This window comes from Paenibacillus sp. (assembly GCF_035645235.1).
In the GTDB taxonomy this organism is placed as follows: domain Bacteria; phylum Bacillota; class Bacilli; order Paenibacillales; family YIM-B00363; genus Paenibacillus_AE.
Map to the genome: position 1 here is coordinate 1 of NZ_DASQMZ010000110.1, position 21329 is coordinate 21329.

General features: G+C 61.4%; 18 protein-coding genes. 16 read left to right on the top strand and 2 right to left on the bottom strand.

The annotated features are described in order from the left end of the window. Positions 1-1173: alpha-L-rhamnosidase N-terminal domain-containing protein (locus VEZ38_RS10140; protein ID WP_324893242.1), on the bottom strand; the 1173-nt coding region annotated here is incomplete at its 3' end. 180 nt (positions 1174-1353) lie between these two features. Between VEZ38_RS10140 and VEZ38_RS10145 the strand changes: the two genes are divergently transcribed. From VEZ38_RS10145 to serC, 14 genes are all read left to right on the top strand, one after another. After that, on the top strand, positions 1354-2256 hold the full coding sequence (locus VEZ38_RS10145; protein WP_324893243.1) for an AraC family transcriptional regulator: 903 nt from the start codon (positions 1354-1356) through the stop codon (positions 2254-2256). 131 nt (positions 2257-2387) lie between these two features. Further along, entirely contained in the window at positions 2388-3275 is an 888-nt protein-coding gene (ytxC, locus tag VEZ38_RS10150) for a putative sporulation protein YtxC (RefSeq protein ID WP_324893244.1), read from the top strand. Positions 3276-3667: 392 nt separating this feature from the next. Next, positions 3668-5602, top strand: coding sequence for a threonine--tRNA ligase (thrS, locus tag VEZ38_RS10155; protein WP_324893245.1), 1935 nt, complete (start codon positions 3668-3670; stop codon positions 5600-5602). A 110-nt stretch (positions 5603-5712) separates the two neighbouring features. Next, complete coding sequence (locus VEZ38_RS10160; RefSeq protein WP_324893246.1) at positions 5713-6429, top strand: 3D domain-containing protein; 717 nt, start codon at positions 5713-5715, stop codon at positions 6427-6429. Between the two features lie 159 nt (positions 6430-6588). Next, positions 6589-7920, top strand: a complete 1332-nt coding sequence (locus tag VEZ38_RS10165) for a methyl-accepting chemotaxis protein (protein ID WP_324893247.1) — start codon at positions 6589-6591, stop codon at positions 7918-7920. Positions 7921-7980: 60 nt separating this feature from the next. Beyond that, entirely contained in the window at positions 7981-8394 is a 414-nt protein-coding gene (locus VEZ38_RS10170) for a YugN family protein (RefSeq protein WP_324893248.1), read from the top strand. A 109-nt stretch (positions 8395-8503) separates the two neighbouring features. After that, positions 8504-9943, top strand: coding sequence for a S1C family serine protease (locus VEZ38_RS10175; RefSeq protein ID WP_324893249.1), 1440 nt, complete (start codon positions 8504-8506; stop codon positions 9941-9943). A gap of 191 nt (positions 9944-10134) precedes the next feature. Further along, positions 10135-10839, top strand: coding sequence for a response regulator transcription factor (locus VEZ38_RS10180; RefSeq protein WP_324893250.1), 705 nt, complete (start codon positions 10135-10137; stop codon positions 10837-10839). Further along, a complete protein-coding gene (locus VEZ38_RS10185; protein ID WP_324893251.1) occupies positions 10836-12335 on the top strand; it encodes a HAMP domain-containing sensor histidine kinase in 1500 nt (499 codons plus the stop codon). The genes VEZ38_RS10180 and VEZ38_RS10185 overlap by 4 nt, the downstream gene beginning before the upstream one ends. 123 nt (positions 12336-12458) lie before the next feature. After that, positions 12459-13403: a 4-hydroxy-3-methylbut-2-enyl diphosphate reductase gene (locus VEZ38_RS10190; protein ID WP_324893252.1), complete on the top strand. Its 945-nt coding sequence runs from the start codon at positions 12459-12461 to the stop codon at positions 13401-13403. A 171-nt stretch (positions 13404-13574) separates the two neighbouring features. Then, positions 13575-14624, top strand: a complete 1050-nt coding sequence (gene aroF / locus VEZ38_RS10195; RefSeq protein WP_324893253.1) for a 3-deoxy-7-phosphoheptulonate synthase — start codon at positions 13575-13577, stop codon at positions 14622-14624. Positions 14625-14943: 319 nt separating this feature from the next. Further along, positions 14944-16368 (top strand): type I glutamate--ammonia ligase, encoded by a 1425-nt coding sequence (gene glnA / locus VEZ38_RS10200; RefSeq protein WP_324893254.1) that lies wholly within the window; start codon positions 14944-14946, stop codon positions 16366-16368. 137 nt (positions 16369-16505) lie between these two features. Next, on the top strand, positions 16506-17312 hold the full coding sequence (locus VEZ38_RS10205; protein ID WP_324893255.1) for a pyruvate, water dikinase regulatory protein: 807 nt from the start codon (positions 16506-16508) through the stop codon (positions 17310-17312). Between the two features lie 45 nt (positions 17313-17357). After that, entirely contained in the window at positions 17358-18473 is a 1116-nt protein-coding gene (gene serC / locus VEZ38_RS10210) for a 3-phosphoserine/phosphohydroxythreonine transaminase (protein WP_414694695.1), read from the top strand. Between the two features lie 67 nt (positions 18474-18540). On the opposite strand, the gene VEZ38_RS10215 is transcribed toward serC, so the two are convergent. Then, positions 18541-19263: a response regulator transcription factor gene (locus VEZ38_RS10215; protein ID WP_324893257.1), complete on the bottom strand. Its 723-nt coding sequence runs from the start codon at positions 19261-19263 to the stop codon at positions 18541-18543. A gap of 171 nt (positions 19264-19434) precedes the next feature. Between VEZ38_RS10215 and trmL the strand changes: the two genes are divergently transcribed. Together trmL and VEZ38_RS10225 are read left to right on the top strand one after the other, a co-directional pair. Then, a complete protein-coding gene (gene trmL / locus VEZ38_RS10220) occupies positions 19435-19908 on the top strand; it encodes a tRNA (uridine(34)/cytosine(34)/5-carboxymethylaminomethyluridine(34)-2'-O)-methyltransferase TrmL (protein ID WP_324893258.1) in 474 nt (157 codons plus the stop codon). Between the two features lie 336 nt (positions 19909-20244). Further along, on the top strand, positions 20245-21324 hold the full coding sequence (locus VEZ38_RS10225) for a sulfate ABC transporter substrate-binding protein (protein ID WP_324893259.1): 1080 nt from the start codon (positions 20245-20247) through the stop codon (positions 21322-21324). Positions 21325-21329: the final 5 nt, after the last annotated feature.

A 21329-nucleotide genomic window follows, 5' to 3' on the forward strand; every position in this document is an offset into this window, starting at 1 on the left:
GCGGACCCAGTCGCCGAGCGCGGCGAGCTCTGCGACGGAGGAGACGGCGCGCGCCCGGGCGTAATCGGGGTGGTCGAGGCGCAGCTTGCGCGCTTCGGCGTGGTCGATATGGACGGCGCGATCGAACGGCCCGATCGCGACGAACGGCGTATCCTCGCCGAGCGCGGGCAGCGGCGAGCGGACGTCGAACGGCGCGCCGCCTGCGTCGAAGCCGAGGTGGAACGCATGCCCATGGCTGCCGCCGGTGACATCCATGACGAGCAGATGCTCGCCGGCCGACAGGGAAAGCTCGATATAACGCTCCTCATACGCCCCGCGGTAAGCGCTCTCGGGCGGCTCGCGGCCGTCGATCGTCCAGCGCGCCGGCGTTCGGCCGTCGTCGACGACGCCGATCGTAAGCGTCGCCGCGCTCCCCAGCGCGACGGTCGTCGCGAGCAGACCGTTAAAGGAGACGGGGTTGGCGTGGTTCGCGCTGTCCGGATCCATGATCCCGCGCACGTCGAGCGCAGCGGTCCACGCCGCCGGCCGCACGGCGCCGAGCGCCTCGACCCTAGACGGGTAGACGGGCTCCTCCGTCAAATACGGAATCGGCCGCTCGACCAGCTTCGTCCACGGCGCCATCCCGGCGGGACCGATGACGCGGGCGGACTCCCAGCCGGCGTCGTCGTAGCCGGCCGATGTCCAGTCGTCGCCGAACGCCCGTGCGTCGTACGTTTCCGTGAACGACAACTGGCACGAAATCCGGGACGCATGCCGTTCGAAGCCGCGGTGGAGGGTCGTTTTCCAACGTTCGTCCGTGATCACGCGCTGTCCTCCCGCCTCCCGCACGCCGTCCAGCTCGAGCAGCAAGCCGCCGCGCCCCCGCAAATACTGGAACGTCGTAATGCCGTAATGCATGACGAGCGCCGCCGCGACCGCAGGAACGCCCGGCGTCAGCAGATGGCCGATGTCGTATTCGTCGTAGGCGAGCTCGAACGGCCAAGACCGCACCGGGCCGCGACCGACCCGTACGCCGTTCACGAACAGCACGTATCGGGAATCCGCGGTGAGGCGGATTTTCGCCCCGAAGACGTCTCCTTCCGGCACGAAGGTTCGGCGGAAGCACCGCCATTCGTTTCTTGGACTCTCTTCGCCCGAACCCCAAATCCAAGCGGCTTGCCAATGCGCATTCATCTATTAATGCCTCCCGTTCGATTTCCGCGTGGTATACAAGTATTACTCTCCTTATTATTCAGGAAATCGCTTTCCTTACATAGGGGCGATGCGGACGAAATCGAGGGGGATTCCGGACGGACGCCGTTGCCACGCCGCAGGATTCGGAGTAGAGTTAGGAGAAAGCGAGGAGGGCGTACGATGCGGCAGACGATTACGGTGACGAGCAACAGCTTATATTTTTCCGAAAACGTTCCCGTCTACGTAAACCGCGTGACGGAGTCGTTCCGGCTCGAGCAGCATCGGCATGAATTTTTCGAATTCAGCTACGTCGGCGAAGGCCGGGGGTACCATTACATCGAGGGCGAAACGATTCCCGTCTCCAAAGGGGATGCGTTTTACTTGCCGATCGGCGTGTCGCACGTGTTTCGGCCGTCGACCCCTTCCCCGGGCGTCGGTCGTCTGATCGTATACAATTGCATCTTCGACGAGCGGTTCGCGGACCGGCTGCTGCAGGCGCTGGAGCCGGATTCCCGGCTTCGCGCCATGCTGGAGCGGTCCTTCCCGGAGCAGCCGTGGGTTCGCGTCCGCGACGCGGACGGCTCGCTGCAGCGCGCCTTCGACGTCATGCTGGAGGAGTGCCGGCAGCGCCGTCCGGATTACTTGACCGTCGTGCAGGCGGAGACGCTGCGGCTGCTCGTGCAGTTCGCGCGGCTCCAGGAGGCGGCTCCCGGCGGGAACGAGGACGCGGCGAAGCCGCCCGGCCGCCCGCGGGACACCGACGCGTCGCTCGACCGGATGGCGGAGCGGATGCGCCGCTTTCCCGGCGACGAGCATCTCGCGCGAGCTTACGCCGAGGAGGCGGGGCTCAGCGAGCGCCACCTTCGCCGGCGGTTCAAGGAGCGATTCGGCATGTCGTTCCTGGATTACCTGCATAAGTGCCGCATCGAGTATTGCTGCGAGCGGCTCGCCGCGACGAACGAGAAGGTCGCCTCGATCGCCCTGCAGGCAGGCTACCGCGACATGAAATATTTCAACGCGCTCTTTAAGAATGCGACCGGCCTCACGCCGAGGGCGTATCGCGGGCAGCGAACGTCTCCGTAAGGCGCGCTCCGCCGAACCCGGCGGGGCTTTTTATTTGGCAGCGTCGCGCTTCTCCCCCTTCCAACGTTTGGTTGTATATCCCTTGTAGAGCGACCATATACTCTTATAAAGGGAAGGGGAGGGGAGTCATCATGGAGCTGTTCACTCTGCTTGTGAACCCCGCCGACATCGATGCGGAGCGAATCGCGGAAGCGATGCGCGAGAACATCGGCGAAGCGGCGTCCGTTCGGGACGACGTCGAGCTTCGCCGCGTTCCGCTTACGGGCGGGACAGGCATCGTCTGCGTTCTCGCCGGGGCGAGCGAGGAGGAAGCCGCGAAGGCGCGCTGCGCCGCGGCCCGCCCGCTCGCCGCGGCTATTATAGAAGGGTACGAACGTACGCTGCTCGACCGGTGCATCGCGAAGGAGGTCGGCGCGGACGACCGCGAAGGCGCGGCCGAGGTGCGGGCGCAATGCGATAAGCAGCTGGCTTCCCGAGCCGAAGGCGACGTCTTCTACGAGCGGCGCGTCGCCAAGCTAGCGGGGGCGATCGAAGCGTACTTGGCCGAGGAACGGTTCCTTCACGTCGAAGGCTTCCTTCGATTCCGTGCGGAGCCGTACCTCGAGGAGCTGCGCGATTCGGTCGCGTACGCGGTCGACGAGTGGATGATGGAGCGTCAGTACCAGGAGTTTATCGCGCTGTTGAAATATTTCGTATACATTCAGGAAGCCAAAATACCGGCCGCGCACGTCGTGCATCACGGCAATCACGATTTCACGCTGCTGAACGAGCGGATGCTGCCGATCGACACGAAGCAGATGGATCAATTCGTCGTCGAGTTGATCGACAAAGACATCAGCTACGAGGACGTCATCGTCAGCACGCTCATCTCCGTGTCGCCCGGCAAGCTGTACGTACATTCCCGGACGCCCGACGAACAGGTGATCAAGACGATCCTGACGATCTTCGAAGGCCGGGCGGAGCTGTGCACCGACTGCGCGGTCTGCCTGCCGAGGCTCGAGGAGCGGGGGGGCAAGTAGCGGAAGCCGCTTGACGCGCGGGGGGCAATCTGCATATAATGATGTCATATTTTCACGAAACACATCGACAGGCATCGACCGAAGACAACAGCGACTCGCCGCCCCGCCCAGAGAGAGAAGCCTCGGCTGCAAGCTTCTCCGGAACCGCGCGAACCGCTTACCGCTTCGAGAGCCGCATCGGCGAATCCGCGGACCTGCGCAGGGGCGGACCGTAGCCGACGCCGGGACGTTCCCGTTACCGAACGAAGAACCGTGAACGAAGCGCGCGCCGACCGGCAACGACAGCCGTCGGGCGAACTAGGGTGGAACCGCGAATGGAAGCATTCGTCCCTATGACCATAGGGATGGGTGCTTTTTTTGTTGTTTTCCAAAGACGAAAGGATGGGGTATGCATGTTGAAGGTAACGCTGCCGGACGGCTCGATTCGGGAATACGAATCCGGCGTCACGGTCGAGGACATCGCGGGCTCGATCAGCTCGGGCCTCAAGAAGAACGCAGTGGGCGGCAAGGTGGACGGCAAGTCCGTGGATCTGAATTACGCGCTGCAGGGCGACGCCGCCGTCGAGATCGTCACGCTCGAATCCGAGGCGGGGCTCGAGGTGCTGCGCCACAGCACGGCGCATTTGCTCGCTCAAGCGATCAAGCGCATCTACGGCGCGGACAACGTCCGCCTCGGCGTCGGACCGGTCATCGAGGACGGCTTCTACTACGATATCGACCTCGATACGCCGATCTCCGTGGAGGATTTCCCGAAGATCGAGAAGGAGATGGAGCGCATCGTCGGCGAAAACCTGGCCATTACGCGCCGCGAGGTGAGCCGGGAAGAGGCGGAGGCCATTTTCAAAGGGATCAACGATCCGCTCAAAGTCGAGCTGCTCGAGGCGATTCCGAGCGATCAGTCGATCACGTTGTACGATCAAGGCGAGTTCTTCGATCTGTGCCGCGGGCCGCACCTGCCGTCCACGGGCCGCATTAAGGCGTTCAAGCTGCTGAGCGTGGCGGGCGCCTACTGGCGCGGCGACGCGAAGAACAAGATGCTGCAGCGCATCTACGGCACGGCGTTCCCGAAGAAGGCGCAGCTCGACGAGCATCTGCAGCTGCTTGAAGAAGCGAAGAAGCGGGATCATCGCAAGATCGGCCGCGAGCTGAAGATGTTCGCGTTCTCCCGCGAGGTCGGCCAAGGGCTGCCGCTCTGGCTGCCGCGGGGCGCGAAGCTGCGCCGCATCATGGAGCGCTACATCGTCGATCTCGAGGAGCGCCTCGGCTACAGCCACGTCTATACGCCGGTGCTCGCGAACGTAGAGCTGTATAAGACGTCCGGCCACTGGGAGCATTACCAAGAAGACATGTTCCCGAAAATGATCATGGACAACGAGGAGCTCGTGCTCCGTCCGATGAATTGCCCGCACCACATGATGGTGTACAAGAGCGACATGCGCAGCTACCGGGATCTGCCGATCCGGATCGCCGAGCTCGGCACGATGCACCGCTACGAGATGTCCGGCGCGCTCACAGGCCTTCATCGCGTGCGCGCGATGACGCTCAACGACGCGCACATCTTCTGCCGCCCGGATCAAATCAAGGAAGAGTTCGCCCGCGTCGTGCAGCTCATCCAGCACGTATACAAGGATTTCGGCATCGAGGACTACCGCTTCCGCTTGTCGTACCGAGACCCGATGAACAAGGAAAAATATTTCGACGACGACGCGATGTGGGAGATGTCGCAGCGGATGCTCAAGGAGGTCGTCGAGGATCTCGGCCTGCCGTATTTCGAGGCGGAGGGCGAAGCGGCGTTCTACGGGCCGAAGCTGGACGTACAAATCAAGACGGCGCTGAAAAAGGAAGAGACGCTCTCCACGGCGCAGCTTGACTTCTTGCTGCCCCAGCGGTTCGAGCTCGAGTACGTCGGCGAGGACGGGCAGAAGCATCGTCCGGTCGTCATCCATCGCGGCATCATCTCGACGATGGAGCGCATGACGGCGTTCCTGCTCGAAAACTTCGTCGGCGCGCTGCCGACGTGGCTGTCGCCGGTCCAGGCGGTCGTCATTCCGGTGTCGGACAAATTCGCGGACTACGCGAAGCAGGTGCAGGAGAAGCTGCAGGCATCCCGCGTGCGCGCCGACGCCGACCTGCGCAACGAGAAGCTTGGTTATAAAATTCGCGAGGCGCAGCTCGAGCGCATCCCGTACATGTTCGTCGTCGGCGAGAACGAGCAGAGCGCCGGCACGGTCTCGGTGCGGCGCCGCGGCGACGGCGATATCGGCGCGTTCCCGGTCGAGGAAGCGATTCGCATGATCGAGCAGGAAGTCGGCGGCAAGGTCTACTAAACTAGCGGCGTCTATCGGGTTTTCATCCCCTCGTCAGGCAAAAAATAGGATGAATATGTATAATAACCTATTGGCCTGGACACCCTCATGGTATGGGGGGATGGAACCAAATGATGACAACGACGGGAGCCGTCACACTGCGAACGGCGATCATGAGCTTGGCCGCGTTCCTACTGATTACGACGATCGGACCGATCGGAGATAGTAAAATACTAGGCGCGCATTTGGAAGAGTCCGAGCGGCCGCTGCCTTCTTTGCAAACGGACTTCCCAGCTCGCCTGCACGGCCTTGCGCCCGCTACGAAGCTCGGCTCGCCGGCGGCTCGGCCGACGATCGTGCAGCTGCTTCAAGCGAACGTGAAGTCGAAGGCGCAGTGGATGAAGTTGGCGAAGGCGGTGCCGGTGCTCCATGCCGACAAGCTCAAAGAATACGACGAAATCGAAGTGACGGCGACCGGCTACACGGCCGGCGTGGAATCGACGGGCAAGACGCCCGATCATCCGCAGTACGGCATCACGTACTCCGGCGTCAAAGTACGTCGGGACATCTTCTCGACGATCGCCGCCGACCGCAAAGTGTTCCCGATCGGAACGGTGCTGCATATCCCGGGCTACGGGTACGGCGTCGTCGCCGACACAGGTTCGGCGATCAAGGGCAAGAAGATCGATCTGTTCTTCGAGACGACGAAGCAGGTGTACGACGAATGGGGCAAGAAAAAAGTGAAGGTTCGCGTCATATATAAAGGAAACGGAAAGCTGGACGAGAAGGAATTGGACCGACTCAACGACATGATCCGCGAGGATGAACGTCGAAAGCTGGCCGTATAACCGAATCATGCGGGAGAAACTTGGAGGAACGTTCGCGTTCCTCTTTTCTTTTGCCTGTTGCGGTACTATAATGTTAGGAAAAGTAACGTAATTTAGGGGGTGGCGGGTGTGTGGTGGATGTTTTGGAAGAAGACTGATAGTAAATCTGACGCAAAGAGCGTGAGAAACAACGCTTCGTCAGACGTCATCGAGTCGTTCCTGAACGAATCGCAAGTGTTTGCGGACCGACTCATCGCCAGCGTCGACGATTTGGGCCGGGCGGCCGACCATCTGAACGACATCGCGGAGCGCTCCTCGGCGGCCGGCGACAAGCTGCGCAAGCGCAGCCTCCACGTCATGAGCCGCTTGAAGCAGACGATGATCTGGATGAAGGAGGCCGACGCGCAGGCGGAGCGCGTGCACACGCTGTCCGATCGGATGAAGCGGGAAAGCGAGCTCGCCCGTGCGAATATGGGGGACATCCGCGCGACGGTCGAGCAGGCCGTCGGGGTATTGTCGGAATTGGAACGTCATAACGATTCGATGGTGCGCCAGGTGAAGACCTCGACGGAGCGTATGCGTCATATCGAAGAAATTAACGAGCTGCTTCGCGAGATCGTCGGGCAGACGTCCCTGCTGGCGCTGAACGCTTCCATCGAGGCGGCCCGCGCCGGGGAAGCCGGCCGCGGCTTCGTCGTCGTGGCGCAGCAAATCAAGAAGCTCGCGGAGCAAAGTCACGAAGCGGTTCAGCGCTCCTCGCGAATGGTGGAGGAGATCGAGCAAGGCGCCGCCGAGGTGGTGGCGTCCGTCGAGACGGAACGGGCGTCCGTGCAGCGGGCGATCGGGCACGGCCGGGATATCGAGCGCAGCCTCGGCGAGGCGTCTTCGTCGGTCGCGGCGGTGCACGACTCGGCCCTCGAGGTGGCCGACGCGAACCGAGAGCAGCGCGTTCGCCTGTCGCGCACGGCCGAGATGGTGGGCGAAGCGGCGGAGCTCGGGGAGGAGACGGCGCAAAGCGTCGAACAGACGATGGCCGACATGCAGCGGCAGCGGGAAGGCGTGGAATCGCTGCAGACGGTCGGGGCCGGTTTGCAGCAGGCTTCAAGCGAGTTGATTTCGTCGATCTTGGCGCTCCGGGAAGAGGAGCCGTCGGATATCGCGGGCGTCGACGTCGAGCAGGGCAAACGCATCTTGCGGCAGCTGGCCGGCGAGCTGAAGGCCGCAGGGCTCGATAAAGAGCGCCACAAGGAAATTCTGCAGCGGCCGCTCTCGACGCACTCGGGCGTCGAAGCCGTCTGGTCGAACGATCCGGACGGGCGGTTTATTTTCTCGGAACCCGCGGCGGGACTGCTGCATGCGCGGCACCGGGAATGGTGGAAGCGAGCGATGGCGGGGGAGCTCTACGTCTCGGATCCGTACGTCTCGGCGATCACGAAGCGCCCCTGCATTACGCTTGCCGTCCGGTACGAGGGCGGCGCCGGCGGCGTCGTGGGCATCGATTTGCGGGTTTGATACATAATCGGCGGAAGAGACGCCTACTCTAAGTAAAATTGGGTAGGGGGGACGCTTGCGTTGATTTCTTTAGAGTCCGAATTAACGAACCGCGAGCTGGACTTCGCGGAGCTAAAGGATAAGCTCGAACGCCAGCAATTCACGTTGGGCGGCAATTGGGATTATAATCAAGGCTGCTTCGACCGCCGTCTCGACGGCGAGAAGCAAACCGTATGGCTCCGCATTCCGTTCGAGGTATCGCACGGACAGATCGATCCGGACGCGCCGCAGCCCGGCACGCGCGTCGTCGTCGGCACCCCGTACGTGCTGCGGCATCTATACAACGACGGGGACGACCATGACGCTCACTTATACTTGCTCACCGCGACGGTCAATCAATTCCAGGCGCCGGTCGATCCCGACGCTTCGGTATCGCCGGAGTATGTGACGAAAGCGAAGGACGTACTCCGGGCGGTCGCGTCGTCCTTCGCCTGATCCGCCGATTTTCAGCGCGAATTTAGCCTGCTTTAAGGTAACTTTAAGGTTCGTGGTTCACAATAGAGCCAAGGAAAACCAGTAAGTTACTAAGGAGGCTGCATTCGTTATGAACGATCACGATAAGAAGGACAAAGACTATCATTACTTCACCTATGGACGCGTCCCGGGCGAACGGAGCCGGGAAGACGCTTCGCCGTACCGAGACGAGACGCGGGAAGAGCCGCGTCCCGCGCCGTCCGTAGAGATGACGCCGCCGCGGGAGCTGCGCACGTACCCGATGGTGCAGACGGCGAGAACGCAGCCTGCATGGTCGTATAACGCCGATGCGCGGCCGTCTCGCCGATCGCCGTTCCGCTCGGTCGTGGCCTCGTTCCTCGCCGGCGCGCTCGTCGTCGGGAGCCTCATGTTCGCGAGCGACAAGATGAACTTGTTCTCGGGCAGCGACGTGCTGGCGACGGGGGCGGGCGGCGGCGGCGCGTCGACGGCCGTCGCGGTGTCGGGCGCGAACGGCGCGGTGACGACGGCGGCGATGGACGTCGTGCGGCCGAATACGATCGCCGAGCTGGTGGATATCGCGTCTCCGGCCGTCGTCAAAATTCAGACGTACGCTACGCAGCGCGTACGGTCGGGCTCCAGCTTCTTCGACCAGTTTTTCGAGGTGCCGCAGCAGCCTCGGTCGGGCGCCGGACAGCTCGTGCCGTCGGGGTCGGGGTCGGGATTCTTTTTCGATAAAGAAGGGTATATCCTGACGAACGAGCACGTCATCAACGGCGCGGAGAAGGTCGAGGTCGTCGTCGAAGGGACGAAGGAGCCCTACGTGGCTAAGGTGCTTGGCACGGCGTACGACTTGGACCTCGCGGTGCTGAAGATCGAAGGCAAGTCCGACTTCCCGACGCTGCCGCTCGGCAGCTCCGATTCGATCCGGGTGGGCGATTGGGTCGTCGCCATCGGCAACCCTTACGAGTTCGATCATACGGTGACCGTCGGCGTCTTGTCCGCGAAGGAGCGCGAGATCGCCATTCCGGATTCGGACGGCACGCGGAATTATCAAGCGCTGCTTCAGACCGACGCTTCCATTAACCCCGGCAACTCGGGAGGTCCGCTGCTGAATCTGAACGGCGAGGTGATCGGCATCAACACGGCGGTCAACTCGCAGGCGCAAGGCATCGGCTTCGCGATCCCGACGAGCACGATCAATGACGTACTGGAGTCGCTCAAGGCGAACAAGGCGATTCCGCGGCCGTATATCGGCATAGGCATCGAGAACGTGCCGGAGGAATTCCTGGACGACCTGAAGCTGTCCGACACGGACGGCGCCTTCGTCACGCAGGTGCTGCTCGGCACTCCGGCGTATGAGGCGGGCATTCAGCAGTACGACGTGATCGTCGGTATCGATGGGAAAGAAGTGAAGAACGCCGAGGATTTAATGGATATCATCGGCTCGAAGAAGCCCGGCGATAAGCTGGCGATCGACCTGATCCGCAACGGGCAGAAGGTGAAGGTGACCGTTACGGTCGGCGACCGGAACGACGCGGCGGCGCAATAAGGCGGTTCAATACATCGGCCGAACGGGATGGACCCGTTCGGCCGTCTTCGCGTCCGGCGAGGGCGGGCAGGGCCGAGCTGCGGCGGGCAGGGCCATGAATCGATGGACTTCGGTCGAAGATTTTTTTAGGATAGTAGGTAAGCGGCTGTTTGCCAAGTGGGGACGGATCGGAAAGAGAGGAGGCGGGCTGCGTGAGGGAAGCGATCCTCGTCATCGACGACGACGAGAAAATTACTTCGATGCTGCGCCGCGGATTGGCGTTCGAGGGGTATAGGGTGCGTACGGCGAGAAGCGGCGCCGAAGGGCTCGAGTCGATTCGGCTCGAGGAGCCGGATTTGATCGTGCTCGATATTATGATGCCCGGTATCGACGGGTGGGAAGTATGCCGCCGTCTGCGGGAGGCCGGGAGCCGGGTGCCGGTGCTGATGCTGACGGCGAAAGACGAAATTGGCGACCGCGTCCGCGGGCTCGACGCCGGGGCGGACGATTATTTGATTAAACCGTTCGCGCTCGAGGAACTCCTGGCGCGGGTTCGGGCGCTCCTTCGCCGCAGCGCCGGGGCTCGGGGCGAAACGGGGGCGGACGAAGCGAACCGGCTGTCGTTCGAGGATTTGTCGTTGAATCCGGATACGCGGGAGGCGGTCCGAGGAGACCGGCGGATCGATCTGACGGCGAAGGAGTACGAGCTGCTGCACTTGTTCCTGTCCAACCCTCGGCGCGTGCTGTCGCGCGACGTGCTGATGGAAAAAATATGGGGTTATGATTACAGCGGCGAATCGAACGTGCTGGAAGTGTACGTGGCGATGCTGAGGAACAAGCTGGAGGAACGCGGGGAGAAGCGGCTCATCCAGACGGTGCGGGGCGCGGGCTACGTGCTGAGGAGCGATAAGGGATGAGCATCCGCCTCCGGCTGACGTTATGGTACAGCGCCGTGCTGGGCGTGACGGTGATCGCGTTCTGCGTGGCCGTATATATCCTAGTATCCTTCATTTTGACGACCGCAGAGAAGAAAGATATGGAATCGCTCGCCGAGCGAATCGAACGGGAGGTCGGGGTACGCGTCGGATGGAGCCTCTTTTACGGGCCGCGCGTCGTCCCGCAGTTCCCGGCGCTCGACGAGTTCGCGTATTCCGGCTACTTCCTGCAGATGGTCGACGCGAACGGCAACGTCTGGCAGAAGAACATTAACGGGCAGCTGCCGCTGCCTGCCGGGGTCGAGGCCGGCGCGCCGCTGGCGACGGCGTCGTTCATGGAGCGGCGCATCGGCGCGAACACGGTGCTGATTTACAGCCGGCCGATGGCGATTCCCGGTACCGACGCGTACGTCGGCTTCCTGCAGGTGGCGACGACGGTGGACGACCTCGAGAAGACGCTGGCATATTTGCGCACCGTGCTGACGATGACGGGGCTGCTCGCGCTCGCCCTCGCTTCCACGCTCGGATGGTTTTTGGCGCGGAAGGCGCTTCAGCCGATCGAGCTCGTCATCGAGGCGACGAATCGCATCGGCGAAGCCGAGGATCTCGGCCATCGGATCGAATACGACGGGCCTCCGGACGAGATCGGGCGGCTGACCTCCACGATCAACGGCATGCTGTCGCGCATACAGACCGCCTACGGGGAGCTGGAGGGGGCGGTGCGCGCGCAGCGGCGATTCGTCTCGGATGCGTCGCACGAGCTGCGCACGCCGCTGACGACGATTCGCGGCAACGTCGAGCTGCTCGAGAAGATGTGGCGCCGCTGGCGGGACGAAGGGGCGCTGCGCGGCGTGGACGAGTCGCAGTCGGACGCGGCGCTCGAATCGGTGCGGGATATCGCCGGCGAGGCGGAGCGCATGAGCCGGATGGTGAACGACCTGCTGATGCTGGCGCGGGCGGATGCCGGGCATAAGATGCGCAAGGAACGGGTCGAGCTGCTCCCGCTTGCGGAGGAGGTCGCCCGCAAGGCGGCGCATCTGCCGCGGACGGCGCAATGGGTCGTGGGCGACCTGTCCGCGCTTGGCGGCGCGGCGGTCATCGGCGACGCGGACGCCTTGCGTCAGCTGCTGTTCATCTTCATCGAGAACGCGTTCAAGTATACGCCGTCGGGCGAGGTGGAGCTGTCCGCGCTCCGGTCGGAGGACGGTTCCGACGTGGGCTTTCGCATTCGCGATACAGGCATCGGCATGGAGAAGGAGCATGTGCCGCGCATCTTCGAGCGCTTCTATCGCGCGGACGCCTCGCGCGGCGAGACGAGCGGCACCGGCCTCGGCCTGTCGATCGCGCGGTGGATCGTCGACGAGCACGACGGCTCCGTCGAGGTGATGACGCGGCCCGGCGGCGGTACGTCGTTCGTCGTCTGGCTGCGCGCCGCGCCGCCGGAGGAGCACGCGCCGCCGGTGCTGCCGCCGGGCTGACGCACGCGCCGGCCGAACGCGCCGGTTCTGGGCAGCTGTAACGAAGCGGCGGCGTTTTCCGGCATCGTGTGCTTCCGCGATCGTTTTCCATTATAATGGAGAGACGAGAGGGAGTGACACGCGATGGAAGTCGTGAAAATTTCGCCGCGCGGCTACTGTTACGGGGTCGTGGATGCGATGGTGCTCGCGCTGCAAACCGCCCGCAACCTGGAGTTGCCGCGCCCGATATATATATTGGGCATGATCGTGCATAACGCGCACGTCACGGAAGCGTTCGAACGCGAGGGCGTCATTACGCTGGACGGCCCGAACCGGCTCGACATCCTAGAGCAGGTCGAGAAGGGAACGATCATCTTCACGGCTCACGGCGTATCGCCGGAGGTGCGCGAGCGCGCCGCGGCGAAAGGGCTGACGATCGTGGACGCGACGTGCCCGGACGTGACGAAGACGCATGATCTCATTCGGGCGAAGACGGCGCAAGGATATGAAGTGATCTATATCGGCAAGAAGGGGCATCCCGAGCCGGAGGGCGCCGTCGGCGTCGCGCCGGACAAGGTGCACCTGATCGAGCGCGAGGAAGAGATCGAGAGCTTGGCCATTCCGGACGACGTCCGCGTGCTCGTGACGAATCAGACGACGATGAGCCAATGGGATATTCGGCATATTATGAAGCGGGTGACCGACAAGTATCCCCGAGCCGAAATTCACAACGAAATTTGCCTTGCGACGCAGGTGCGGCAAGAAGCGGTGGCGGAGCAGGCGTCGCTCGCGGATCTTGTCATCGTCGTCGGCGACCCGCGCAGCAACAACTCGAACCGGCTCGCTCAGGTGTCCGAGGACATTGCGGGCGTGAAGGCGTACAGGGTATCCGACGTGTCGGAAATTCGTCCGGAGTGGCTGACGCCGCTGCGGAAAGTGGCGGTCACGTCGGGCGCGTCGACGCCGACGCCGGTCACGAAGGAAGTGATCGCGTACCTGGAGGCGTTCGACCCGAACGACGAGGCGACGTGGGCGATCGCTCGCACGCTGAATCCGAACAAGCTGCTTCCGACGGTGAAAGAACGCTGATCGAATAGTAGAATACGGATCGGAAAATACGGGCTCCCCGCGGCAAGATAGGGCTTGACGGCGGAGCTCGTTTTCCGGTATAGTTGCTTTAGTGGTTAAAAGCGTAGAAGCGAAGAAGCGTATACGCGTCGAAGTATGAAAGTGACAGTCCAATCATGAGGAGTGGGGAACATGATCGCTATATTATCGAATGCAGCGGGAGAAGATAGAATTCAGGATGTGGTGCGGGTCATCGAGAAACGCGGCCTGCAAGCGCACGTCTCTAAGGGAACGGATCGGACGGTCGTCGGCATCATCGGGAAAGCGGAGCCGACGCTCGCCGAGCAGCTGCGCCAGATGAGCGGGGTAGAAAGCGTCATTAAAATTTCGAAATCTTACAAGCTCGCCAGCCGCGACTTTCATCCTGAGGATACGATCATCGATATTAAAGGCGTGAAGATCGGCGGCGACGAGCTCGTCATTATGGGCGGTCCGTGCGCGGTCGAGAACCGCGGGCAAATTATGGAGATCGCGGCGCACGTCAAAGCGGCCGGAGCGCAGGTGCTGCGCGGCGGCGCCTTCAAGCCGAGAACCGGTCCGTACAGCTTCCAAGGCGTGGGCGTCGAGGGGCTCGAGTGGATGGCGGAGGCCGGCGAGAAATATGGGCTCGTCACGATCACGGAAGTCATGACGCCGGAATACGTCGACGTCTGCGCCCAATACGCGGATATTATGCAGGTCGGCACGCGCAATATGCAAAACTTCGATCTGCTGCGCAAGCTGGGCACTTGCGGCAAGCCGGTGCTGCTCAAGCGGGGCTTCAGCGCGACGTACGACGAATGGTTGAACGCGGCCGAGTACATCTTGGCGGGCGGCAACCCGAACGTCATGTTGTGCGAGCGCGGTATCCGGACGTTCGAGACGTACACGCGAAATACGCTCGACTTGTCAGCGATCCCGGTCATGAAGCAGCTGAGCCATCTGCCGGTCATTTCCGACCCGAGCCACGGGACAGGGCGCCGCGAGCTGGTCGCGACGATGTCCAAAGCTTCGGTCGCCGCCGGCGCCGACGGCTTGATCGTCGAGATGCATACGGACCCGGACAACTCGATGACGGGCGACGGCGTGCAGTCGTTGTTCCCGGATCAATTCGAGACGCTGCTTCGCGAGCTGCAGCAGCTGGCGCCGCTCGTGGGCAAGTCGTTCGATACGGTAAAACAGCCGGTCGCGGCACTGAAATAAATAAAGCAAGGCATAAGCCGTCCCGAAGGGGGCGGCTTCTTTGTGCGGACAAGACATGTCAATCTTTGGAAAATGTAAACCCTTACTCGTCCCTTCGGACATCCGAAAAACCGCGCCAGACAAGGAATTCGGCGATTTTCGGGGCCTGCGCGCGAGATTCGCAAAAGTGTGAGTATAGCTAACATGATCTCCAAAAATACCTTACATGACTATTGACGCTAATGAAAAGCGGGTTTATAATTACGACAAGGTTTTGAGAATTAGTGAACGTTTCGCACTAATCACACACTTAATGTTCGGAATTGGGAGGTATTCAGGCATGTCGGCTCAAGACGTACTTCAATTGATCAAGGAAAAGAATATCGAATGGGTGGATTTCCGTTTCGTAGGTCTTTCCGGTAAAGCGCAGCACATTTCCTTACCTGCCGTCGAAATCGACGAAGAGACATTCGTTAACGGCGTAGCGTTCGACGGTTCCTCGATCCCGGGCTTCCGCGGCATCGAAAACTCCGACATGGTCATGATGCCGGTAACGGAGACGGCTTATGTAGATCCGTTCACGGCGCACCCGACGTTGATCATTATGTGCGATATCTTTACGGCAGAAGGCGAGCGTTACGACCGCGATCCGCGCGGCATCGCCAACAAAGCCGAAGAATACCTGCTGTCGACGGGCATCGGCAACGCGGCATACTTCGGGCCGGAGTCCGAATTCTTCATCTTCGACGACGTGCGTTACGAGTCCGGCATGAACAAGTCGTACTTCGAAGTCGACTCCGAAGAAGCGGCTTGGAACACGGGCCGTAAAGAAGAAGGCGGCAACCTCGGATTTAAGGTTCCCGTTAAGGGCGGCTACGTGCCGGTGCAGCCGGTCGATACGCAGCAGGACATCCGCAGCGAGATGTGCCGCTTGATGATGGAAGCGGGCATCCGCATCGACCGTCATCACCACGAAGTCGCGACGGCGGGCCAAGGCGAAATCAACTTCCGCTTCGATACGCTCGTGAAGACGGCCGATAACTTGATGAAGTACAAATACATCGTGCACAACACGGCTCGCCAATACGGCAAAGTCGCAACGTTCATGCCGAAGCCGCTGTTCGGCGACAACGGCAGCGGGATGCACGTGCACACATCCATCTTTAAGGACGGCAACCCGTTGTTCTACGAGAAGGGTGCATATGCAAACATGTCCGAGCTTGCGATCTTCTTCATCGGCGGCATTTTGCACCACGCGCCGGCATTGATCGCGTTCACGAACCCGAGCACGAACTCCTTCAAGCGTCTCGTTCCTGGCTACGAAGCGCCGGTGAACCTCGTCTTCTCGAAGGGCAACCGTTCCGCGGCGGTTCGGATTCCGATCGCAGCGGTAACGCCGAAGGGCGCGCGCATCGAGTTCCGTACGCCGGACTCCACGGCGAACCCGTACCTCGCGTTCGCGGCGATGCTCATGGCTGGCCTCGACGGCATCCAGAACAAGATCGACCCGCGCAAATTGGGTTACGGTCCGGTCGACAAGAACGTATACGAATTGACGGACGAAGAGAAGAAGGACATCCGCAGCGTTCCGGGCTCCTTGGACGAAGCGCTCGACGCGCTCCAAGCGGACTACGAATTCTTGACGGCGGGCAACGTATTCACGAAGGAATTTATCGAAAATTATATCGAGTACAAGCGCGCCGAGGCGAAGGCGGTCTCCATCCGCATTCACCCGCACGAGTATGCCTTGTACTTCGATTGCTAATCGTCACGCACGAACAGCCTCGGCGGCCGCCGGGGCTGTTTTTTCGCGCATCGGCCCCTGACTTGAAAACGAGTCCCCGTCGCGGTAAAGTGAAAGGACATTATTTTCGTAAACGCGCGAAGGGGTCGAACCGAACGATGTCTCTTCATAACGAGGGCATACTTTACATCTGCTCCGACTCCGTCGGCGAGACGGCGGAGGCGGTCGCGCACGCGACGCTTCGCCAGTTCGGCGGCCGGAAGGTGCGGATCAAACGCGTCGGCCATGTCCGCGAGGTCGAGGAGATCGAGCAGCTGCTCGAAGAAGCGAGCGCGCAGGAAAGCTTCGTCGCCTATACGCTGGTACAGCCCCGGCTGCGCGAGGCGATGATGCGGGAATCGATGCGCCTCGGCGTACGCGCCGTCGATATTATGGGGCCGATGCTGCAGGCGTTCACCGACACGTTCCACACCGCGCCCAAGCGCAAACCCGGCCTGCTTCACGAGATGGACGAGCAGTACTTCAAGCGCGTCGAAGCGGTGGAGTTCGCGGTCCGGTACGACGACGGGAGAGACCCGAGCGGCTTGACGCAAGCGCAGGTCGTGCTCGTCGGCGTCTCCCGCACGTCTAAGACGCCGCTGAGCATGTTTCTTGCCCACAAGGGGTATAAGGTGGCGAACTGGCCGCTCGTGCCGGAAGTTCGTCTCCCCGAGGAGCTGCTGTCGCTCCCGCCGGAGCGCGTCTTCGGCCTGACGATGAACGTGGACGCGATCCATAAAATTCGGACGGAGCGGCTGCGCGTCGTAGGTCTTCCCGAGGGCGCCTCGTACGCTGCCATGGAGCGCATCGTCCGAGAGCTCGAATACGCCGAGTCGGTCATGCGGAGGATCGGCTGCCGCATCATCAACGTATCGGACAAGGCGATCGAGGAGACGGCCGGTTTGATTATGGGATATTTATCTTGAACCGAATCATGGCTCTTGCTATGATAGGTGAAATCGAAATTCGGAATGGGAGTGGAACGGTTGACGACGAAGACGACGAAGAGGGCGTACAACTTTAACGCGGGACCGGCGGCGCTGCCGCTGTCGGTGCTGCAGACGGCCGCCGAACAGATGACCGACTTCGAGGGCACCGGCATGTCCGTCATGGAGATGTCGCACCGGAGCGAAAACTACGAGCGGTTGAACAACGAGACGCAAACGTTGTTCCGGACGTTGTTCGGGATTCCGGAAGGCTATAAAGTCCTGTTCCTTCAAGGCGGAGCGAGCACGCAATTCGCCATGGTGCCGATGAACCTGCTGTCCGCAGGCCGGCAGGCGGCTTACGTCGTGCACGGCGCTTGGGGCGTGAAGGCGTATAAGGAAGCGAAGCTGTTCGGCGACGCCGTGACGATCGCCTCCTCGAAGGATACCGGCTTCAAGCGCGTGCCGGACCTCTCGTCGTTGTCGCTCCCGGACAACGCCGCGTATCTGCACATCACCTCGAACGAGACGATCGAGGGCGTCCAATTCGATCGGTTCCCGGACGCGGGGAGCGTGCCGCTCATCGCGGATATGTCGAGCGATATCTTGAGCCGTCCGGTGGATGTCTCGAAATTTTCGCTGATCTACGCGGGCGCGCAAAAAAATCTCGGCCCGTCCGGCGTCACCGTCGTCATCGCGAAGGATGAGCTGGTCGACAAATCGCCGGAGCACCTGGCGACGATGCTCCGCTACGACACGCATGCGGCGAACAACTCGTTGTACAATACGCCGCCGTCGTTTTCCGTATATATCATGAATCTCGTGCTCCGGTGGATCGAAGCGGAAGGCGGGCTGGCCGGCATCGAGCAGCGCAATCGGGAGAAGACGGACTTGATTTATCGGGCGATCGACGAGAGCGACGGCTTCTACGCCGGCCACGCCGAAGCGCCGTACCGTTCGCGGATGAACATTACGTTCCGCCTGCGGAGCGAGGAAGACGAGAAGGCGTTCCTCAAGGCGGCGGACGCGGCGGGCTTCGTCGGTCTGAAAGGTCACCGCAGCGTCGGCGGCTGCCGGGCTTCGACGTACAACGCCGTGCCGTACGAGGCTTGCGCCGCGCTCGCGGAGTTTATGCACGACTTCCGCCGCGCACGCGCATAGACAGGAAAGCAAGAAAGCACCTCGACTCAGACGCAAAGCCGCGTCCGGGCGGGGTGCTTTCTTTCCGTCATTCGTTCGAAGCCAAGTCCTTCGATGACGCCAGCTCGCTTAACTTGTACCCGACATTGCGGATCGTTACAATGTATTCAGGGTTGCGAGGGTTCCGTTCGATTTTATCCCTTAGGTGGCTAATATGCACATCCACGATGCGCGTATCCCCGAGAAAATGATAATCCCACACGCCATGCAGCAGCTGCTGGCGGGACAACACCTTGCCGGCATGCTTCATCATGAAGAGCAGCAGATCGAATTCCTTCGGCGTCAGGTCGATCGGCTCGCCGGCGAGCGTCGCTTGCCGTTGTTCGGGATGTACGACGATGGCGCCGTGCTCGATCGGGTCGTTCGTCTGCAGCGCCGGCGAAGCGAAGGAACGGCGGAGGATCGCCTGAATGCGCGAGAGCAGCTCTTGCGGGGAGAACGGCTTGGTCATATAGTCGTCGGCGCCGTTGTCGAGTCCGGCGATCTTGTCGGATAAGTCCTGCAGCGCGGTCAGCATGATAATCGGCACCATATTGCCTTCCGAACGAAGCCGGCGGCACACCTCGATGCCGTCCATCTTCGGCAGCATCAGGTCCAAGACGATGACGTCGGGCCGGAACGTCGGAAGGACGCTAAAGACGGCTTCGCCGTCGTAGACGCATTGCACGTCGTAACCGGCGAGCTTGACGTTGAATTCGATCAGCATCGAGATCGAAGGTTCGTCGTCGACGACCAGAACTTTTCTTTTCATGGCCAGCTTACGCTCCTAATAGGGGATGAGGCGATGTCGCCAACGCCAACGCCGCGTTTACCTTACGGGTAACTCTATCGTACCCGCCGTTCGTCAACGCCGAATGAACGGATTATTAATTCTATGTAAAACTTTCGCGATTGAATGATTACGAGGGGAGTCGAAGCGAATATGGCATTCCACGTCGTGCTTGTCGAGCCGGAGATTCCGGCGAATACGGGCAATATTTCGAGGACGTGCGCCGGTACCGGGACGCATCTGCACCTAGTGAAGCCGTTAGGGTTTTCGATCGAAGACAAAGATTTGAAGAGAGCGGGGCTGGACTATTGGCCGCATGTAAAGCTGCACGTGCACGAGTCGTTCGAGGCGGTGCTCGAGCAGTACGGCGGCGGCCGAATGTTCTTCGCGACGACGAAGGGCAGCCGCGGCTATACGGAGTTCGAGTACCAAGACGGAGATATGTTCGTCTTCGGCCGGGAGACGAAGGGGCTGCCGGACGACATTTTGTCGCGCTTTCCGGAACGGCGCATCCGCATCCCGATCAACGACCATATCCGTTCGCTGAACTTGTCCAACTCGGTAGCGATCGTCCTGTACGAGGCATTGCGGCAGGCGGGGTTCCCGGAGCTGGTCGTGCAGAAATAGGCCGCCGCGGGAGCCTTCTTCCGCGTCCCCCAAGAGCCGTCGGGTTTTTCGACCCGGCGGCTCTTGGCGTCTCGTCGCGTTCCGAAAGGCAAGGAGGCTTCCCGTCAGTTTGGCGAATAGATGGGGCGCCGGATCGTTCGAATATGCCTTCCGGCGGCGTCGGGAACGGGGCTTTCTTTCAGAAAGACAACATGTTTTCCGCGTATTGACAGTACAAATTCAGAGGTGATACGATTCACGCCATAAACCCGATCATACACATCGGAATTATAGGAATTGTCGACCGGACGACCGGAGACCCCTATATGATATTCATTTGAGAGAGGGGTAACGAAGATGGAGACGAAGATGACGATGAAGAGGAAAGCATTGCTTTGGATCGCGAGCGGTTTATTGGCGGTACTGACCGCATGCGGCGGCGGGACCGCGAGCCCGGCCGTCACCGGCTCGGGGGCCGCGCCCGCGGACGGAGCGTCGGCTTCGAAGCCGGATATCGAGCTGCTGAATGTATCCTACGATCCGACCCGCGAACTTTACGAGGAGTATAACGCCGCCTTCGCAAAGCATTGGGAAGCGGAGCACGGCCAGAAGGTGAAGATCAATCAATCGCACGGCGGGTCCGGCAAGCAAGGCCGGTCGGTCATCGACGGTCTCGAAGCGGACGTCGTGACGCTGGCGCTCGCATACGACATCGACGCGATCCAGGCGGCGGGCCTCATCGCCGAGGGCTGGCAGGAACGTCTCGGCCATAACAGCGCGCCTTACACGTCGACGATCGTCTTCTTGGTTCGCAAGGGGAATCCGAAGGGCATCAAGGATTGGAACGACCTCGTTCGAGACGAAGTCGAAGTCATCACGCCGAATCCGAAGACGTCGGGCGGCGCCCGGTGGAATTTCCTCGCAGCGTGGGGATACGCGCTGCAGCAGAACGGCGGCGACGAAGCGAAAGCGAAACAATTCGTAACGAAGCTGTTTAAGAACGTACCGGTTCTCGATTCCGGCGCCCGCGCCTCCACCACGACGTTCGTCGAACGCGGCATCGGCGACGTGCTGCTCGCTTGGGAGAACGAAGCGTTCCTGTCGATCCACGAGCTCGGACCCGACAAGTTCGAAATTATCGTCCCGTCGCTCAGCGTCTTGGCCGAACCGCCCGTCACGATCGTCGATGAGGTCGTCGACAAGCGCGGCACGAAGGAAGTCGCTACCGCCTACCTCGAGTACTTGTACTCGGAAGAAGGGCAAGAAATCGCCGCGAAGCACTACTACCGTCCTCGCCTCGCGTCGGTCGCGGACAATTACAAGGATCAATTCCCGGACGTGGAACTGATGACGATCGGCGAGTTCGGCGGCTGGAAAGAGGCGCAAGCGAAGTTTTTCTCCGACGGCGGCGTCTTCGACGAAATTTACAAGCCGTAAGCGGA

Bases quoted from the DNA above. Each gene is read 5' to 3' on its own strand.
- thrS (WP_324893245.1), top strand. From the start codon at position 3,668: ATGTTGAAGGTAACGCTGCCGGACGGCTCGATTCGGGAATACGAATCC.
- trmL (WP_324893258.1), top strand. From the start codon at position 19,435: ATGGCATTCCACGTCGTGCTTGTCGAGCCGGAGATTCCGGCGAATACG.
- VEZ38_RS10175 (WP_324893249.1), top strand. From the start codon at position 8,504: ATGAACGATCACGATAAGAAGGACAAAGACTATCATTACTTCACCTAT.
- ytxC (WP_324893244.1), top strand. From the start codon at position 2,388: ATGGAGCTGTTCACTCTGCTTGTGAACCCCGCCGACATCGATGCGGAG.
- serC (WP_414694695.1), top strand. From the start codon at position 17,358: ATGGGAGTGGAACGGTTGACGACGAAGACGACGAAGAGGGCGTACAAC.
- aroF (WP_324893253.1), top strand. From the start codon at position 13,575: ATGATCGCTATATTATCGAATGCAGCGGGAGAAGATAGAATTCAGGAT.
- VEZ38_RS10215 (WP_324893257.1), bottom strand. From the start codon at position 19,263: ATGAAAAGAAAAGTTCTGGTCGTCGACGACGAACCTTCGATCTCGATG.
- VEZ38_RS10185 (WP_324893251.1), top strand. From the start codon at position 10,836: ATGAGCATCCGCCTCCGGCTGACGTTATGGTACAGCGCCGTGCTGGGC.
- VEZ38_RS10160 (WP_324893246.1), top strand. From the start codon at position 5,713: ATGATGACAACGACGGGAGCCGTCACACTGCGAACGGCGATCATGAGC.
- VEZ38_RS10205 (WP_324893255.1), top strand. From the start codon at position 16,506: ATGTCTCTTCATAACGAGGGCATACTTTACATCTGCTCCGACTCCGTC.
- VEZ38_RS10190 (WP_324893252.1), top strand. From the start codon at position 12,459: ATGGAAGTCGTGAAAATTTCGCCGCGCGGCTACTGTTACGGGGTCGTG.
- glnA (WP_324893254.1), top strand. From the start codon at position 14,944: ATGTCGGCTCAAGACGTACTTCAATTGATCAAGGAAAAGAATATCGAA.
- VEZ38_RS10145 (WP_324893243.1), top strand. From the start codon at position 1,354: ATGCGGCAGACGATTACGGTGACGAGCAACAGCTTATATTTTTCCGAA.
- VEZ38_RS10225 (WP_324893259.1), top strand. From the start codon at position 20,245: ATGGAGACGAAGATGACGATGAAGAGGAAAGCATTGCTTTGGATCGCG.